The organism is Cellulomonas sp. P4_A2, assembly GCF_056402515.1.
Genome location: NZ_JBFUHG010000007.1, coordinates 286,970 through 303,038 on the forward strand (window position 1 = coordinate 286,970; position 16,069 = coordinate 303,038).

Below are 16,069 nucleotides of genomic sequence, written 5' to 3' on the forward strand. Positions count from 1 at the left end.
GCCCGGGCTAGAGCCGGAGCGAGACGAGCGTCCCGTTGCCGAAGGCGTCGGTGGTCGCGTAGAGCGTCGAGCCCTTGATCTCGACGTCGGCGGCGTTGGTCGCCGGCAGGACCACGGTCACGGCGTGGGACCTGGCCGAGATCTTGTAGACGCCCTCCCCGAAGAGCGACGCGACGTACACGTTGCCCCGTCCGTCGAGCGTGAGCCCGGTCGGTGTCATGAGGCCCTCGGCGTAGACGTCGGTGACTCCGCTCCTCGGCGCGACCCGGAAGACCGCGCCCCGGGCGCCGAGGCTGACGTCCTCCGGCCCGCCCGGCAGAGACGAGACGTACAGCCGGCCGTCCGGACCCATCTCGACGTCGGTCGGCACCGGCTCGAAGGCGTAGGTCAGACCGACGCAGTCGGTGAGCCCGAAGGCCGCACCGGCCTCCGCGGTGATCGGGGCGGGCCGCGGCGGGAGGACGGCGACGGTCCGGATCGTGCCTGAGTGCAGGTTCACGGCGAGCACGGCGTTGATCCCGGCATCGGCGACGTAGGCGGTGCTGCCGACGACGGTGAGCGCGTACGGGTGGGAGTCGATCTCCCCGGTGTAGCTGACCGGGAAGCCGAGGGCCGTGAGCTGCGCGACGCAGCCGGGGTTGGCCGCCGCGTCGGCCGCAGACAGCCCGTAGGCGTTGCCGCTGTCGGGGTTGACCGAGGTCTCGTAGGCCCCGATCTGGTCGGTGACGGTGCTGACGTTCCCGCGCGCGTCGATGGCCTTCAGCACCCCGACGAGCGGTCGGGGGTCGTCCGGGCCCGCGCCCTGGCTCTGCAGGAAGTAGACCGTGCTCCCCCGGTTGTCGACGCCGGAGACGTCCCAGTCCGGGCCACCGTCGTACAGCGTCGCCGTCGAGCCCCTGCTGACGGTCGTGAGCTGGGAGGCGAACTCCTGCGAGACGGTGACCGACTTCCCGGGCCCGACCGAGAGGTGCAGCGGACCGACCAGGCCCTGAGCGAGCGTCACCGGCCCCGGTGGCGGCGGTGTCGCGGTGGCGGCGCCGACCGGTCCGAGGACCAGGAGCGCGGCGGCGGTGACGGCAAGAGCAGGCTTCCTCATCGTCTCTCTCCTTCGCGAGCGACAAGCGACATTCCGGTCATTTCGCCCCGGTTCGACGCTACGCTCATCCGCCGGTGGCGCGCCAGGACGAAAGCCCTCAGGGCTTCCGCGGCGGGAGCAGCAGCCGGTAGAAGCGCAGCAGGTCGAGCTCGACGGGCAGGATCTCGATCCCGACGAACCCCGCCTCGCGCGCATAACGCTCCAGCGTCGACGGTCGCATGACCGTGCCGGTGGCGACGCTCGGCGTCGTCGAGCGGCCGTCGGGCAGGCAGACGGTCAGCGACCAGCCGTAGAAGAGCCGCTCGACGGCGTCGGCGGGTGCGGTGAACGTCTCCTGCGTGCGCTCGTCGGCGACGAGCACGTACCCGTCGTCGCGCACCATCGCCCGTGCCGCGGCGAGCACCGAGACCGGGTCGGACATGTCGTGCACGCACTCGAAGAACGTCACGACGTCGAAGCGTGCGTCGCGCACGGACGCTGCGTCGGCCAGCTCGAAGGCAACGTCCACGCTCACCGATGCGGCGTTACGACGAGCCTCGTCGATGGACGGCGCGTCGATGTCGATGCCGACGACGGAGGCCTCCGGGTACTCCCGGGCGATCGCGATCGACGACCAGCCCTGCCCGCACCCGAGGTCCGCGAGCCGGCCGCCCTGTCGCAGCAGCGCGTGCAGCGTGGGGATCGACGGGATCACCTCGTCGACGAGGGCGCCGAGGAAGAACGGCCGGTTGAGCGCGGCCTGCGCGGTCCGGGCGTCGTCCCCCATCCGGCCCCAGGACACCCCGCCGCCGGTGCGGAAGGCCTCGAGGAGGTCGTCGACGACGCGTCCGGAGGCCGCCTGCATCCGACCGAGCGGCGCGAGGAACGCCGTCGAGTCCGCATCGGTGAGCACCTCGCGCGCACCGTCCGTGAGCGCGAACCGGTGGTCGTCGTCGACGGTCGCGTACCCGGCGACGGCCTGGTGCTCGAGCCACTCGCGCGCGTACCGCTCGTCGGTCCCGGTCCGCTGTGCGAGCTCGTCCGACGAGGACGCGCCGTGCTCCGCCAGAGACGCGTACCAGCCGAGCCGGTCCCCGAGGTAGACGGCGAACAGCTCCTGCGCACCCAGCGTCGCGGCGAGCAGCCGGTTGGCGACGTCGTCGGTGCCCGCACCGACCGGCTCGAACAGATCAGTGGTCATGAACCGATCGTGTCAGGAAACCCGGGTCGCCCAGAAGGCCACGGCGGCAGCGGATGCGACGTTGAGCGAGTCCACGCCGCCCGCCATCGGGATGCGGACCACGAGGTCGGACCCCGCGATCGTCGAGGCCTTGAGCCCGTCGCCCTCGGCACCGAGGATGAGCGCCAGCTTCGGCGGTGGGTCCGCGGCCAGCGCGTCCAGCGAGATCGAGTCGTCCGTGAGCGCCAGCGACGCGGTGACGAAGCCGAGCGAGCGCAGCAGCGCCAGCCCGTCCGGCCAGGGGTCGATGCGGGTCCACGGCACCTGGAACACGGTGCCCATGGAGACGCGCACGGAGCGCCGGTACAGCGGGTCGGCGCAGCGCGGCGTGATGAGCACCGCGTCCAGGCCGAAGGCCGCGCACGCGCGCATCGCTGCGCCGACGTTGGTGTGGTCGACGATGTCCTCGAGCACGGCGACGCGACGGGCTCCGTGCAGGACGTCGACGACGGGCGCCAGGACGGGCCGGTGCATCGCCGCCAGCGCTCCGCGGTGCACGTGGAAGCCCGTGATGGCCTCCAGCACGGGCTCCTCGGCCACATACACGGGGACGACGACGTCGTCGGCCGGCAGCGACGCCAGCATCCGCTCCAGGTCCGGCACCCAGCGCGGCGCGAGCAGGACCGACCGCGGCCGGTGGCCGGCCGCGAGGGCCCGGCCGAGCACCGTCGAGCTCTCGGCGATGTACAGCCCCTTCGACGGCTCGAGCCTCGAGCGCAGCGCGACGTCGGTCAGCGAGACGTAGTCGGTGAGGCGGGCGTCGTCGGACGACGTGACGGTCTGCAGGTCGGGGCGGGGCACGCGGTCATCCTTCCAGGGCGACCGAGTCCACCTCGGCCACGACCGCTCGTCGTACCGCGCGACCTCCGACCACGGCGGCCGCCGCCCCGACGACGGCGACGACCGGCACGAGGATGAACGCCCGGTGCGTGCCGAACTGGTCCGCCAGGGCCCCGAGGGCGAAGGGTGCGACACCGATGGCGAGCCCCGCGGCGAGCGTGGCCCGCGCCTGCGTCGCGTCCGGCCGGTGCGGGGCCGTGGCCAGCAGCAGGGCGATCGACAGCGGGTACTGCGCGCCGTAGCCCAGGCCCGACACGACCAGCCCGACCATCGCCACGGCCGGCGTGGTCGCCGTCCACAGGATCGTCCAGCCGCCGATGGCCACGACGAACGCCACGGCCAGCAGGAACGCGGGCGCGATCCGCAGGGACAGGGGGCCGACGACGAACCGGATCACCGACATGCCGAGCACGAGGCCTGCGGTCGTAGCAGCGGCGATGCCCGCCCCGGCGTCGGTCTGGTCGATGACGAGCCCGGTGGCCCAGTACGTGGTGGCGAACTCCATCGCGACCGCCGCGACCATGGTCACGAGGAAGCACCAGGCGGGCAGGGCGGTGCGGGTCGAGCGCGCCGTCGTCGTCACGGGAGCCGGGACCGGCGCGGCGTGTGCAGGCGTCATCGGTCCGCCGACCGGGATCCGCGAGTAGACCAGCACCGAGACGAGAGCGAGGACCGCCGTCACCGCGACGGCGGGCTGCCAGCCCCAACCGACCGCGACGCACGCCCCGACGGCCAGCGGGCCGACGAGCCCGATCGACGACCCGACGCCGTTCCCCTCGGTCAGCGCGGCGGACGACGCCCGGCCGTGCCGCAGGACGAGGCCGGGCTGCATCGCCGTGATCGCCACGTTGCCGCCCACGGAGACGACGAAGATCGCGGCCAGGCTCCACGCCAGCGTGGGCGCGAGGACGAGCGCCACGACGCCGACGGCGATCAGGCTCACCGACGCCATGAGCGAGGGGCGCCGGCCGGTCCCCAGGACGAGCCGCGGGGTGACGAACGCGGCGAGGACGGCGCCGACCGCCATCGCCGTCCCGTGCAGCCCCGCCTGCGCGTCCGAGACGCCCAGGTCGTCGGCGAGCAGGGGGACGCTGGGGTTGAAGCTGTAGAGGAACCAGCCCCAGACGACGAACGTGCCGTAGAACGCGACGGTGATCCGGTCACGGGAGAAGCCCGCACGCTCGGCGCCGGGGAGCGTGGACATGCGCCGAGCGTACGGGCCGGTTGCCTCAGTCGACCGGAGCCACCGCCGCGGCGAACTGGCTCGCGTACAGGCGCGCGTACGCACCGTCGGCCGCGAGCAGCTCGTCGTGCGAGCCCTGCTCGACGATCGCGCCGTCCTCCATCACCAGGATGATGTCCGCGTCGCGGATGGTGGACAGGCGGTGCGCGATGACGAACGAGGTCCGGCCGTGCCGCAGCGCGTTCATCGCCTGCTGCACGAGCACCTCGGTGCGGGTGTCCACCGACGAGGTCGCCTCGTCGAGGATGAGGATCGCCGGGTCGGCCAGGAACGCCCGCGCGATGGTGAGCAGCTGCTTCTCCCCCGCCGAGACGTTCGCGCCCTCGTCGTCGACCACCGTGTCGTAGCCGTCGGGCAGGGTGCGCACGAACCGGTCGACGTGGGTGGCCACGGCCGCCTCGACGATCTCGTCCTGCGTGGCGTGCTCCACGCCGTACGCGATGTTCTCGGCCAGGGTCCCGCCGAACAGCCAGGTGTCCTGCAGGACCATGCCCATCTCGGAGCGGAGCGCGTCGCGCGTCATGTCGCGCACGTCGACGCCGTCGAGGGTGATGCGCCCGTCGTCGACCTCGTAGAACCGCATGAGCAGGTTGACCAGCGTCGTCTTGCCCGCACCGGTCGGGCCGACGATCGCGATCGTCTGACCCGGCTCGGCCACCAGCGACAGGTCGCGGATGAGCGGCTTGTCGGGCGAGTAGCTGAACGCCACGTTCTCGAACGCGACCCGGCCCTGGATCGGCTGGTCGGGCTGGACCGGCGTGGCCGGGTCCGGCTCCTGCTCGTCGGCGTCGAGGAGCTCGAACACGCGCTCCACGGACGCGACGCCGGACTGCAGCAGGTTCGCCATCGAGGCGAGCTGCGTGATCGGCTGCGTGAACTGGCGGCTGTACTGGATGAACGCCTGCACGGACCCGAGCGAGAGGGCACCGGAGGCCACCTGCAGGCCGCCGACGACGGCCACGATCACGTAGTTGAGGTTGGCGACGAAGCCGAGCGCGGGCTGGATGATCCCCGAGATGAACTGCGCCTTGAAGCTCGACTCGTACAGCTTCTCGTTGCGGTCCGCGAACGTCTCGGCGGCCTCCTTCTGCCGACCGAAGACGGTGACCAGCGAGTGGCCCGTGTACATCTCCTCGATGTGCGCGTTGAGCTGCCCCGTCCACGCCCACTGCTGCATGAACTGGGGGCGCGACCGCTTGGCGATCATCCCGGCGATCCAGATGGACAGCGGCACCGTGATCAGGGCGATCACCGCCAGCAGCGGCGAGATGAAGAACATCATCGCGAGCACACCGATGACCGTGAGCACGGACGTGATGACCTGCGACAGCGTCTGCTGCAGGGTCTGCGCGACGTTGTCGATGTCGTTGGTGACGCGGCTGAGCAGCTCACCGCGCGGCTGCCCGTCGTGGTACTTCAGGGGCAGCCGGGACAGCTTCGCCTCGACGCGCTGGCGCATCTGGTAGACGACACGCTGCACGACCACGGCGGTCATGCGGCCCTGCAGCCACCCGAACAGGAACGAGCCCAGGTAGATCACCAGGACGACGAGCAGGATGTTGCGCAGCTGCGTGAAGTCGATGCCGACGCCGGGAACGGCTCCCGACGACTCGACGACGTTCGCCTGGGTGGTCTGCCCCGCGGCGCGCAGGGCGTCCGCAGCCTCGGCGTTCGTCAGCCCGGCGGGCAGCTGCTTGCCGATGACCCCGTCGAAGATGACGTTCGTCGCGTTGCCGAGCAGCTTGGGACCGATGACCGCCAAGAACACGGACGCGGTGCCCATCACGAGGATCGCGACCAGCGCCCACCGCTCCCCGCGCATCTCGCCGAGGAACCGCTTGGCCGACGCACGGAAGTTCATCGACTTCTCGCCGGGCATGCCCATGTTCATCATGGGACCGCCGCCGCCGGGGCCGCGGCGCTGAGGAGGGATCCGCTGGGCGGGTGCCTGACGCTCGTCGGTGCTCACGCCGCCTCCTCCACGCTCACCTGCGAGTACACGATCTCCCGGTAGGTCTCCGAGGTCTCCAGCAGCTCGGCGTGGGTGCCCACGCCGACCACCAGGCCGTCCTCCATGACGACGATCGAGTCGGCGTGCCGGATGGTGGCCACGCGCTGGGCGACGACCAGGACGGTCGCGTCCCGGGTCTCGGGGACGAGCGCCGCACGCAGCGCCGCGTCCGTCGCGTAGTCGAGCGCGGAGAACGAGTCGTCGAAGAGGTACACCGACGGCTTCCTGACGAGCGCGCGCGCTATCGCCAGCCGTTGTCTCTGGCCGCCGGACACGTTGGTGCCGCCCTGGGCGATCGGGGCGTCGAGGCCCTCGGCCAGCGCCTCGACGAACGGGCGCGCCTGCGCGACCTCGAGCGCGTGCCACAGCTCCTCGTCGGACGCCCCCGGCTTGCCGTACTCGAGGTTGGACCGCACCGTGCCGGCGAACAGGTACGGCTTCTGCGGCACCAGCCCGATCTGCGTCCAGAGCACGTCCGGGTCGAGCTCGCGCACGTCGACGCCGTCCAGCAGCACGGAGCCGCCGGTCACGTCGAACAGTCGCGGGATGAGGTTGACCAGCGTCGTCTTGCCGGAGCCGGTCGAGCCGATGATCGCGGTGGTCTTCCCGGGCTCGGCCAGCAGGTCGACGCCGTGCAGGACGGAGCGCTCGGCACCGGGATAGCGGAACTCGACGCCGCGCAGCTGGAGCAGCCCGGTGCTGGTGCCCGGCAGGCCGACGGGGTTCGACGACGGGACCACGGAGGTCTCGGTCTCGAGCACCTCGCCGATCCGCTCGGAGGAGACGACGGCCCGCGGGACCATCACGAACATCATCGTCGACATCATGACCGCGATGAGGATGTAGGCGATGTACGACAGGAACGCGGTGAGCTGGCCGATCTGCATGTCGCCCGCGTCGACGCGGAACGCGCCGAACCACAGGACGGCCACGCTGGTCACGTTCAGCACGACCATGACCGACGGGAACATGAGGGCCATGAGCTTGCCGACGCGCAGCGACGTGTCGTAGAGCTCGCTGTTCGCGCCGTCGAACCGCTCGGACTCGCGGCGCTCGCGGACGAACGCGCGCACGACTCGGACGCCGGCGATCTGCTCGCGCAGCACGCGGTTGATCCCGTCGATGCGCTTCTGCATGGACCGGAAGTACGGCACCATCCGCGAGATGATCAGGCCGATGATCAGGCCGAGAACCGGCACGGAGACGAGCAGGATGCCGGAGAGGACCACGTCCTCGCGCATCGCCATGATCACGCCACCGACCAGCATGATCGGCGCCATGATCATCATGGTGAAGGTCATCATCGTGACCATCTGCACCTGCTGGACATCGTTCGTCGTGCGGGTGATCAGCGTCGGCGCGCCGAACTTGGCCACCTCCTGCGCCGAGAACGTCTGCACCTGACCGAACAGCCGCTTGCGCACGTCCCGCCCGAAGGCCATCGCGGTGCGCGAGCCGTAGTAGACGGCGATGATCGCGGCGATGACCTGCACGAAGCTGACCGCGAGCATGATCCCGCCCAGGCGCAGGATCTCGTCGGTGTCGCCGACGACCACGCCGTCGTCGATGATCCGGGCGTTCAGGCTCGGCAGGTACAGCGTCGCCATCGTCTGGATCAGCTGGAGCAGGACGACCGCGATCACGGCTCCCTGGTAGGGCTTGAGATGCACCTTGAGCAGCTTGATGAGCATCAGGCGCTCCTCTCGGGGGGCTCGGGGGACGACAAGGGCGGGATGAGCACGACGCCGTGCAGGACGAGGTCGACGAGCTGCTCCGCGTCTGGAGGAGGCACGCCCAGCTGACGGCGTCTCGCGTCGACGGCCTGCATCGTCGCCCCGACCAGGACCGTGGAGAAGAGCGCCACGGCCTGGTCGACGGGCATGCGGAGCGAGGCGGCGTCAGGCCCGATCACCCGCTCCACGGCAGCATTCACCGCGGCGTTGCCAGCCTCCTGCCGACGGCCCCACTCCTGCATCCGATTTTCGATGTCGCTCGGCGCGGGCTGGTTGCGACCGATCTCGTGCAGGAGGGTCATCCAGCGCATCATCGTGTCGACGCGCGCGAAGCCGAGCTGCATCAGGGTGATCAGGCGCTCGCGCAACGGCAGCGTGCGGTCGACCGCGTCGATCCCGGGCACGGCGTCCGCCGGGTCGGTCGCCGCCCAGACTGCCGCGCGGATCAGGGTCACCTTGTCGGTGAACACCCGGAAGAGGGTTCCCTCCGCGACGCCCGCGGCCTCGGCGAGCTCACGCGTGGTCACCGACGCCCCCCGCTCGAGCAGGACCGGGCGGACGGCGACGAGGATCGCGGCCCGGCGCTCCTCCGGGGGCAGCGGCGCCGCGCGACCCTTGGTCGGGGCAACAGTCTCCATGCGCCGACCGTAACTGAGTGAGCACTCACTCAGTTAGTCTGTTCGCTGTGAGCGAACGGATGCTTTCCGCTCAGCCTCCCGTCGAGAACGGCCGAGCCGCGCTGCCCGGCCCCGTCGGGGCGGCGCTCAGCCCTCGGCGGGAGGCTCGACGGGACGCGGCGGCACGGCTCCCCCGCCCGGGCGCTGCCCGAGCTCGACGGCCGGGTCGAACGGGACCCCGCTGAGCGTTCCCGAGCTCGTCGCGTCGGCGGTGGCGGCCGCCGACTCGCGCCGCGCCTCGGCCAGGGCCTCGGCCGGATCCTTCAAGGTGGTCGGCGGCAGGTCGTCGCTCAGCGGGGACGTCCCGGCGGGCCGGGTGGGGGCGTCGTCGGCGTCCTGCGTGAACGGCCCGCCGAAGCCCTTCGCGAACGTGCCCAGCGCGCTGGTCAGCTCCGACGGCAGGAACCACATCTTGTTCGACGGGTACGCGGCGATCTTCGGCAGCGTCTGCAGATACTGGTAGGCCAGCAGCTTGGGGTCGGCGTCGCCGCGGTGCACGGCGTCGAAGACCTGCAGGATGGCGCGGGCCTCGCCCTCGGCGTTCAGGATCGCGGCCTGGGCGTTGCCCTCGGCGCGCAGGATCGCCGCCTGCTTCTCGCCCTCGGCGGTAAGGATCTGCGACTGCTTGACGCCCTCCGCGGTGAGGATCGTGGCGCGACGGTCACGCTCGGCACGCATCTGCTGCTCCATCGAGCCCTTGATGCTGTCGGGCGGGTCGATCGACTTGAGCTCCACGCGGTTGACGCGCACGCCCCACTTGCCGGTCGCCTCGTCGAGCACGCCGCGCAGCTGGCCGTTGATCTGGTCGCGGCTGGTCAGCGTCTGCTCGAGGTCCATCGAGCCGACGACGTTGCGCAGGGTGGTGACGGTCAGCTGCTCGATGCCCTGGATGTAGTTGGCGATCTCGTAGACCGCCGACTTGGGCTCGGTGACCTGGAAGTAGATGACGGTGTCGATGCTCACCACGAGGTTGTCCGAGGTGATCACGGGCTGCGGCGGGAACGAGACCACCTGCTCGCGCAGGTCGACGCTCGCGCGCACCCGGTCGATGAACGGGATGAGCAGGTGCAGCCCCGCGTCCAGCGTCCGCGAGTACCGGCCGAGCCGCTCGACGACGACCGCCGTCGCCTGCGGCACGATCCGCACCGCGCGCACCAGCGCGATGATGACGAACAGCAGGATGAGGGCGCCGACGACGTACGCAGCGATCGTTCCGGGCTCCTGGTCCATCGATCCTCCACAGGCTCACGCGCGGGCACCCTGCCCGCGGGTCGTACGACGGGTGCGGTCAGCTGCCCACGACGGGCGCGACTACTGCGGTGGCCCCGTCGATGCGCGCGACGCGCACCTCGGTGCCGGGCGGGATGGCCTGCGCGGCGTCGACGCGCGCGCTCCACACCTCACCGTTGAGCTTCACGCGACCACCCTCGACGGTGACGGTCGAGACCACGACCGCCTCCTGGCCGACGAGCGCCGCGGAGTTGGTCTCCACGAGGGGCGTGCGCTCCCGCAGGTGCTTGAGCAGGAACGGCCGCAGCGTGGCCAGCAGGAGGACGGACGTGAGCGCGGCGACGAGGACCTGCACCCCGACGGGAGCGCCGAGCCCCCACGCGGCGGCGCCGGCCAGGCACCCGCCGGCAAACATGATCAGCACCAGGTCCAGCGACAGCATCTCGAGGATGCCGAACACGAGCGCGGCGCCTACCCACCACAGCCAACCCATCCGGCTTCACTCCCCTGCATCGGCGGTCTCCGACGTCGGAGGATCCGTCCTTCGATACTAGGACCGCGGGGGCCTCATCGCGGGGCGGCCGCGCGGGCCGACCACCGTCCGTCGATCTTGTCGACGACGAGGTCGAGGTCGAACGCGCCCGACAGCGTCTCCGCGGTGAGCACCTCGTCGACGGGGCCGGCGGCGAACGCCTTGCCCTGGCGCAGCAGCAGCAGGTGCGTGAACCCCGGGGGGATCTCCTCGACGTGGTGCGTGACGAGGACGAGCACGGGCGACTTCCGGTCGGCCGCCAGCTCGGCGAGCGCGGCGATCAGCTCCTCGCGGCCGCCCAGGTCGAGTCCGGCCGCGGGCTCGTCGAGCAGGAGGAGCTCGGGGTCGGTCATGAGCGAGCGGGCGATCTGGACGCGCTTGCGCTCCCCCTCGCTGAGCGTCCCGAAGTACCGGTCGGTCAGGTGTGCCACGCCGAACGCGTTCAGCAGGTCGCCAGCGCGCGCCTCGTCGAGGGACTCGTAGTCCTCACGCCAGCGTCCGGTCACGCCGTAGGCGGCGGTGAGCACGACGTCGCGCACCTTCTCGCCGGCGGGGATCCGATCCGCGAGCGCCGCGCTGGACAGCCCGATGCGCGGGCGCAGCTCGAACACGTCGACGCGGCCGAGGCGCGAGCCGAGCAGGTCGGCGGTGCCCGTCGTCGGGTGCATCCGACCGGCCGCGACCTGCACCAGCGTCGTCTTGCCGGCACCGTTGCGCCCGAGGACCACCCAGCGCTCGCCGTCACGGACCGTCCACGACACCCCGTCCAGGATCGTCGTCGTCCCGCGGCGGATGGTCACGTCCTGCAGGTCGAGCACGTCCGTCATGGGCATGACCCTAACCGGCGGGCGAGGTCGCCGGGCGTCACGACGGGCCGCGCGCCCGTGGGTTCTGTCACTGTCCTACCTTTGTCCGGTGGACGTTGCCCTGGAGCTGCCTCGCTCCGTCCTGCTGGCCCTGTGGCTCGGCGGTGACGGAGCCGGTCGCGGACCCCTGCTGAACGCCGTCCAGTCCGACGACGAACCGCACACGGTGCGCTACGAGCCGGCCGCGGACGACCCCGTCCGCGACGACGTCACGACGGAGCCGCTGACCTCGTTCCTCGACGCGCTCGAACCCGGGCCGCGCGAGACCGCCACGGTGCTGCCCGCGCCCGGCGACCTCGGCGCGACGCCGGCGGTGGTGAGCGCCGCCGCGACCGACGCCGGCGAGGCCGTGCTGGTGCGCACCGCCCGCACGTGCGTCGTCGCCGTCCCGGTGGTGGAGCGGTTCGGCTCGGACCTCGAGCCGGGCCACCTGGTCACCTGGGAGGTCACCGAGGTCTCCGACTGGCGGCACGCCGTCCACGGCACCACCGGCTCGCTCGCCGAGGCGGAGCGCGACCTGCGGCAGGGGCTCCTGCAGGCGACCGAGGCCCTGCAGCGGCTCGACGTGGCGCGCTGGCGCGAGGACGCCGCACACTCGATCGCGGCGCTGCGCGACATCGGGATCCCGTCGTGGCGCCTGCCCGACGGGATCGACGGGCGGACCGTGCGCGTGCTGACGAGCGCCGCCCGCCTGCGCGCCATCGTCTCGCTGGCCGCCCAGGACGACGGCGCCGCGGTCAACCTCTGGCAGGCAGACCAGCGCTCGACGGCCCTGCGCGACGTGGACCGGATGGCCCGCCGGGCGATGAGCGCGGCGGCGACGACGCTCTCGGTCTGACCCTGCTCCGGTCGGGTGACGTCCTCCCGCGATGCCGTGCGGACGTCTACCGTGCGGACCTGTGGCCAGGCGAGGGCCGGCCCGACACCGCAGGGGGAATGCTCATGAGCTCGTTCGTCGTCGGTACCGACCACATCGACTACCTGGTGACGGCCGTCCGTCGCTATGCACCGAACTACCCGGGGGTCGCCCAGCGGGACTCCACCGAGATCGGTCGCACGATGCTCGAGGAGAACGTCCAGACCGTGGTCGGCCGCTACCTGGGCGATCCTGAGGAGTGGGACGAGCTCGACGCGGAGGAACGGTCCGAGCTGGAGGCCGAGGCCGCGGTCTACGCCGCTCGGCTGGCCGGCTACACCTTCCGCGAGGTCTCGCCGATGGACGCCCGGCAGGCGATCATGGTCGCCCGGTGCTGGCAGTACCAGCGCACGCGCGAGAGCTCCTACGACTTCCCCGGATCGTGGAGCCTCGCGGACGCGGTGGTCGCGGGTGCGCTCGCGACGGTTCCCCCGGACGACTTCACGAACCCGACCGGTCCGCGTACCGAGGAGAACCTCGCCGGCCTGCAGGACGTCCAGTGGAGCTGGAGCCGGAGCCGCGTGACCGGGTGACGCGACCGGTGCACTCCGCGAGCCCGACGGCCCGACGGGTCGCGACGAGCGCTGCGGCGGCGGCGCTCGTAGCCTGACGTGCTGGAGGTAGTGATGCAGCAGAACGACATCGACCGAGAGCTCTCCGACGCTCAGGAGCTCGTCGACTCGACCTCGGAGGCCCACCTCGCCTACATGGCGCAGGACGGCACGCCCCGCGTGGTCCCGGTCGGCTTCTTCTGGACGGGCGAGGAGTTCGTCGTCTCCACCGCGTCGACGGCACCCAAGGTCGCCGCACTGTCGTCGCGACCCGAGGTCGCCCTGACGATCGACCGGGGCGACACGCCGTCGGGGGCGCGCGCGCTGTCCGTGCGCGGGACGGCGAGCATCCGGATCGTCGACGGGGTCGTCCCCGAGTACCTCGCCGCCAGCCGGAAGTCGATGGACCCGGAGGCCGCGGCGCAGTTCGAGAAGAGCGTCCGCGGCATGTACGACCAGATGGCACGGATCGCGATCAGGCCCACCTGGGCGCGCTACTACGACTTCGGCGTCGGACGGATGCCGGCGTTCCTGCAGGAGCTGGCCGCGCGCGGGTCCTGAGCGTCAGGCCAGCGCTGCCCGGTAGACCTCGAGCGTGCGGTCGCCGACGGCCTCCCACGAGAAGTGGTCCTCGACGCGCTTGCGCGACGCGAGGCCCCACTGCGCCGTCCGCGCGGTGTCGCTCACGGCGTCGGTGAGCGCGGCACCCAGGTCCGCGACGAACGCGGCGGGATCCACGGGCGTCCCGGTGCCGTCCTGCAGCTGCTCGATCGGTACGAGCCGTCCGGTGACCCCGTCGTCGATGACCTCGGGGATGCCGCCCGTGGCGGTGCCGACGACCGGCAGCCCGACGGCCATGGCCTCGAGGTTCACGATGCCCAGGGGTTCGTACACGGACGGGCACGCGAAGACCGTGCCGTGCGAGAGGACGGCGATCAGGTCCTCGCGCGGGAGCATCTGCTCGATCCACACCACGCCGGTGCGCTTCGTCCGCAGCACGTCGACCAGGCCGGTCACCTCGGCAAGGATCTCGGGCGTGTCCGGTGCACCGGCGCAGAGCACCACCTGCACGTCCGGGGGCAGCAGCTCGACCGCGCGCAGGAAGTACGGCAGGCCCTTCTGCCGCGTGATCCGGCCGACGAACACGACCGACGGCCGGGACGGGTCGATGCCGAGCGCACGGACGGTGGCGTCCGCGCGGGACAGGGCCTCGTCGCCCGTCGGCCGCTGCCACTGGTCGAGGTCGATCCCGTTGTGCACGACCTTGACCAGGGAGGGGTCCACCGACGGGTACGAGCGCAGGATGTCCTCGCGCATGCCGCCGCTGACGGCGATCACGGCCGCGGCGCCCTCGTACGCGGTCTTCTCGGCCCAGCTCGACAGCGCGTAGCCGCCGCCGAGCTGCTCCGCCTTCCACGGCCGCAGCGGTTCGAGGCTGTGCGCGGTGACGACGTGCGGGATCCCGTTCAGCAGCCCCGCCAGGTGGCCGCCCAGGTTCGCGTACCAGGTATGCGAGTGCACGAGGTCGGAGGCGACCCCGTCGGCACCGACGTGCCCGACGGCGTCGGCCATCTCGAGGTCGACGCCGAACGTCTGGAGGGCCGCGTTCGCCGTGGCGAGGTCGGCGGGCACCGAGTAGCCCGACACCCCCGGCTCGTCGCGCGGACCGTCGAAGCAGTGCACCCGGACGTCGATCGAGCGGGCGAGCACGCGGGTGAGGCCCACGACGTGCACGCCGGCACCCCCGTAGACGTTCGGGGGGTACTCCCGGGTCAGCAGATCGACACGCACGCGAACCATCCCCTCGCCCACCGGCACCGACGACCGGCTCTTCTCGCGACACGCTAGCGCGTGAGCGGCGCCTGGCCTCGCTGGGACCGCGACGGGGGCCTAGGGTCGAGGCATGGCAGCGCCGCGCGTCCTCGCTATCGTCCTCGCAGGTGGGGAAGGCAAACGCCTGATGCCCCTCACGGCACACAGAGCGAAGCCGGCGGTGCCCTTCGGGGGGCTGTACCGGTTGGTCGACTTCGCCCTGTCGAACGTCATCAACTCCCGGTACCTGCACGTGATCGTGCTCACCCAGTACAAGTCCCACAGCCTCGACCGCCACGTCGCGCAGACGTGGCGCATGAGTTCGCTCCTGGGCAACTACGTGGCCGCGGTCCCGGCGCAGCAGCGCGTCGGGAAGCACTGGTACCTGGGCAGCGCCGACGCCATCTACCAGTGCCTGAACATCATCGACGACGAGCGGCCGGACATCGTCGTGGTCGTCGGCGCCGACCACGTCTACCGCATGGACTTCTCCCAGATGGTCGACGCCCACATCGCGTCGGGCGCCGAGTTCACGGTGGCAGCCATCCGGCAGTCGATCGACGAGTCCGACCAGTTCGGCGTCATCGAGGTCGACCCCAACGACCCGACCCGCATCGCCCGCTTCCGCGAGAAGCCCACCGACCCGGTCGGCCTGGCCGACTCCCCCGGCGAGATCCTCGCGTCGATGGGCAACTACGTCGCCAACGCCGACGCGCTCGTCGCCGCGGTGACCGCGGACGCCGAGGACGTGAACTCGCGGCACGACATGGGCGGCGACATCGCCCCCTGGTTCGTCGAGCGCGGCACGGCCGGCGTCTACGACTTCATCCGCAACGACGTGCCCGGCTCGACGCCGCGCGACCGCAACTACTGGCGCGACGTCGGGACGATCGACGCGTTCTACGAGGCGAACATCGACCTCATCTCGATCGAGCCGGTGTTCAACCTCTACAACAACGCCTGGCCGCTCTACAACGGCTACACGTCGCTGGCCCCCGCCAAGTTCGTGCACGCGGGCGCGGGGCGACTGGGCCACGCGGCCGACTCGATCGTCTCCCCGGGCGTGCTCATCTCCGGTGCCACCATCAGCGGCTCGATCCTGTCGCCGGGGATCCGTGCCCACTCGTGGGCGCAGGTCACCGACTCGGTGCTGTTCGACGACGTCGAGGTGGGCCGGTACGCGCAGGTCCACCGCGCGATCGTCGACAAGAACGTCGTGATCCCCGAGCGGGTGCGCATCGGCCTCGACCACGAGCACGACCTGGCGCGCGGGTTCACCGTCACCGAGTCGGGCATCACCGTCGTGCCGAAGGGTGCGGTCATCGAGGCGGACTGACCGGACG

Annotated in this window: 15 protein-coding genes; 4 read left to right on the forward strand and 11 right to left on the reverse strand. The window is 71.6% G+C overall.

Features of this window, described 5'->3' with window-relative positions; genetic code table 11:
- Positions 1 to 7: 7 nt before the first annotated feature.
- The 10 genes from AC1DUE_RS09825 to AC1DUE_RS09870 all read right to left on the reverse strand — a co-directional run bounded on the left by AC1DUE_RS09825 (position 8) and on the right by AC1DUE_RS09870 (position 11,408).
- Positions 8 to 1,096, reverse strand: coding sequence for a ScyD/ScyE family protein (locus tag AC1DUE_RS09825; protein ID WP_477039215.1), 1,089 nt, complete (start codon positions 1,094 to 1,096; stop codon positions 8 to 10).
- 97 nt (positions 1,097 to 1,193) lie between these two features.
- Positions 1,194 to 2,276 carry a class I SAM-dependent methyltransferase gene (locus tag AC1DUE_RS09830; RefSeq protein WP_477039216.1) on the reverse strand — a complete coding sequence of 361 codons (1,083 nt, stop codon included), beginning with the start codon at positions 2,274 to 2,276 and terminating at the stop codon, positions 1,194 to 1,196.
- A 12-nt stretch (positions 2,277 to 2,288) separates the two neighbouring features.
- Positions 2,289 to 3,116, reverse strand: a complete 828-nt coding sequence (locus tag AC1DUE_RS09835; protein WP_477039217.1) for a TrmH family RNA methyltransferase — start codon at positions 3,114 to 3,116, stop codon at positions 2,289 to 2,291.
- Between the two features lie 4 nt (positions 3,117 to 3,120).
- The gene (locus AC1DUE_RS09840) at positions 3,121 to 4,359 is read right to left on the reverse strand and encodes an MFS transporter (RefSeq protein WP_477039218.1); all 1,239 of its coding nucleotides are present in this window, start codon (positions 4,357 to 4,359) and stop codon (positions 3,121 to 3,123) included.
- 25 nt (positions 4,360 to 4,384) lie between these two features.
- The gene (locus AC1DUE_RS09845) at positions 4,385 to 6,292 is read right to left on the reverse strand and encodes an ABC transporter ATP-binding protein (RefSeq protein ID WP_477039284.1); all 1,908 of its coding nucleotides are present in this window, start codon (positions 6,290 to 6,292) and stop codon (positions 4,385 to 4,387) included.
- A gap of 71 nt (positions 6,293 to 6,363) precedes the next feature.
- Positions 6,364 to 8,100 carry an ABC transporter ATP-binding protein gene (locus AC1DUE_RS09850; protein WP_477039219.1) on the reverse strand — a complete coding sequence of 579 codons (1,737 nt, stop codon included), beginning with the start codon at positions 8,098 to 8,100 and terminating at the stop codon, positions 6,364 to 6,366.
- Entirely contained in the window at positions 8,100 to 8,780 is a 681-nt protein-coding gene (locus AC1DUE_RS09855; protein WP_477039220.1) for a TetR/AcrR family transcriptional regulator, read from the reverse strand. Before AC1DUE_RS09855 ends, AC1DUE_RS09850 begins: the two co-directional genes overlap by 1 nt.
- A 126-nt stretch (positions 8,781 to 8,906) precedes the next feature.
- Entirely contained in the window at positions 8,907 to 10,049 is a 1,143-nt protein-coding gene (locus AC1DUE_RS09860) for an SPFH domain-containing protein (RefSeq protein ID WP_477039221.1), read from the reverse strand.
- 58 nt (positions 10,050 to 10,107) lie between these two features.
- The gene (locus tag AC1DUE_RS09865; RefSeq protein WP_477039222.1) at positions 10,108 to 10,542 is read right to left on the reverse strand and encodes an NfeD family protein; all 435 of its coding nucleotides are present in this window, start codon (positions 10,540 to 10,542) and stop codon (positions 10,108 to 10,110) included.
- A 74-nt stretch (positions 10,543 to 10,616) separates the two neighbouring features.
- Positions 10,617 to 11,408: an ABC transporter ATP-binding protein gene (locus AC1DUE_RS09870; protein ID WP_477039223.1), complete on the reverse strand. Its 792-nt coding sequence runs from the start codon at positions 11,406 to 11,408 to the stop codon at positions 10,617 to 10,619.
- Positions 11,409 to 11,496: 88 nt separating this feature from the next.
- Here AC1DUE_RS09870 and AC1DUE_RS09875 point away from each other — a divergent pair, with 88 nt between their 5' ends.
- From AC1DUE_RS09875 to AC1DUE_RS09885, 3 genes are all read left to right on the forward strand, one after another.
- The gene (locus AC1DUE_RS09875; protein WP_477039224.1) at positions 11,497 to 12,285 is read left to right on the forward strand and encodes a hypothetical protein; all 789 of its coding nucleotides are present in this window, start codon (positions 11,497 to 11,499) and stop codon (positions 12,283 to 12,285) included.
- Between the two features lie 104 nt (positions 12,286 to 12,389).
- Positions 12,390 to 12,896: a hypothetical protein gene (locus tag AC1DUE_RS09880; protein ID WP_477039225.1), complete on the forward strand. Its 507-nt coding sequence runs from the start codon at positions 12,390 to 12,392 to the stop codon at positions 12,894 to 12,896.
- 93 nt (positions 12,897 to 12,989) lie between these two features.
- Positions 12,990 to 13,475: a pyridoxamine 5'-phosphate oxidase family protein gene (locus AC1DUE_RS09885; protein ID WP_477039226.1), complete on the forward strand. Its 486-nt coding sequence runs from the start codon at positions 12,990 to 12,992 to the stop codon at positions 13,473 to 13,475.
- Positions 13,476 to 13,478: 3 nt separating this feature from the next.
- Here the strand turns inward: AC1DUE_RS09885 and glgA are convergent, their stop codons facing one another.
- Complete coding sequence (gene glgA / locus AC1DUE_RS09890) at positions 13,479 to 14,705, reverse strand: glycogen synthase (RefSeq protein WP_477039227.1); 1,227 nt, start codon at positions 14,703 to 14,705, stop codon at positions 13,479 to 13,481.
- A 112-nt stretch (positions 14,706 to 14,817) separates the two neighbouring features.
- Here glgA and glgC point away from each other — a divergent pair, with 112 nt between their 5' ends.
- Positions 14,818 to 16,062: a glucose-1-phosphate adenylyltransferase gene (glgC, locus tag AC1DUE_RS09895; protein ID WP_477039228.1), complete on the forward strand. Its 1,245-nt coding sequence runs from the start codon at positions 14,818 to 14,820 to the stop codon at positions 16,060 to 16,062.
- The last annotated feature ends 7 nt before the right edge of the window (positions 16,063 to 16,069 follow it).

Coding starts and splice junctions, on each gene's coding strand:
- AC1DUE_RS09825 (WP_477039215.1), bottom strand. CDS start 1,096: ATGAGGAAGCCTGCTCTTGCCGTCACCGCCGCCGCGCTCCTGGTCCTC.
- AC1DUE_RS09830 (WP_477039216.1), bottom strand. CDS start 2,276: ATGACCACTGATCTGTTCGAGCCGGTCGGTGCGGGCACCGACGACGTC.
- AC1DUE_RS09840 (WP_477039218.1), bottom strand. CDS start 4,359: ATGTCCACGCTCCCCGGCGCCGAGCGTGCGGGCTTCTCCCGTGACCGG.
- AC1DUE_RS09845 (WP_477039284.1), bottom strand. CDS start 6,292: ATGATGAACATGGGCATGCCCGGCGAGAAGTCGATGAACTTCCGTGCG.
- AC1DUE_RS09850 (WP_477039219.1), bottom strand. CDS start 8,100: ATGCTCATCAAGCTGCTCAAGGTGCATCTCAAGCCCTACCAGGGAGCC.
- AC1DUE_RS09855 (WP_477039220.1), bottom strand. CDS start 8,780: ATGGAGACTGTTGCCCCGACCAAGGGTCGCGCGGCGCCGCTGCCCCCG.
- AC1DUE_RS09860 (WP_477039221.1), bottom strand. CDS start 10,049: ATGGACCAGGAGCCCGGAACGATCGCTGCGTACGTCGTCGGCGCCCTC.
- AC1DUE_RS09865 (WP_477039222.1), bottom strand. CDS start 10,542: ATGGGTTGGCTGTGGTGGGTAGGCGCCGCGCTCGTGTTCGGCATCCTC.
- AC1DUE_RS09870 (WP_477039223.1), bottom strand. CDS start 11,408: ATGACGGACGTGCTCGACCTGCAGGACGTGACCATCCGCCGCGGGACG.
- AC1DUE_RS09880 (WP_477039225.1), top strand. CDS start 12,390: ATGAGCTCGTTCGTCGTCGGTACCGACCACATCGACTACCTGGTGACG.
- AC1DUE_RS09885 (WP_477039226.1), top strand. CDS start 12,990: ATGCAGCAGAACGACATCGACCGAGAGCTCTCCGACGCTCAGGAGCTC.
- glgC (WP_477039228.1), top strand. CDS start 14,818: ATGGCAGCGCCGCGCGTCCTCGCTATCGTCCTCGCAGGTGGGGAAGGC.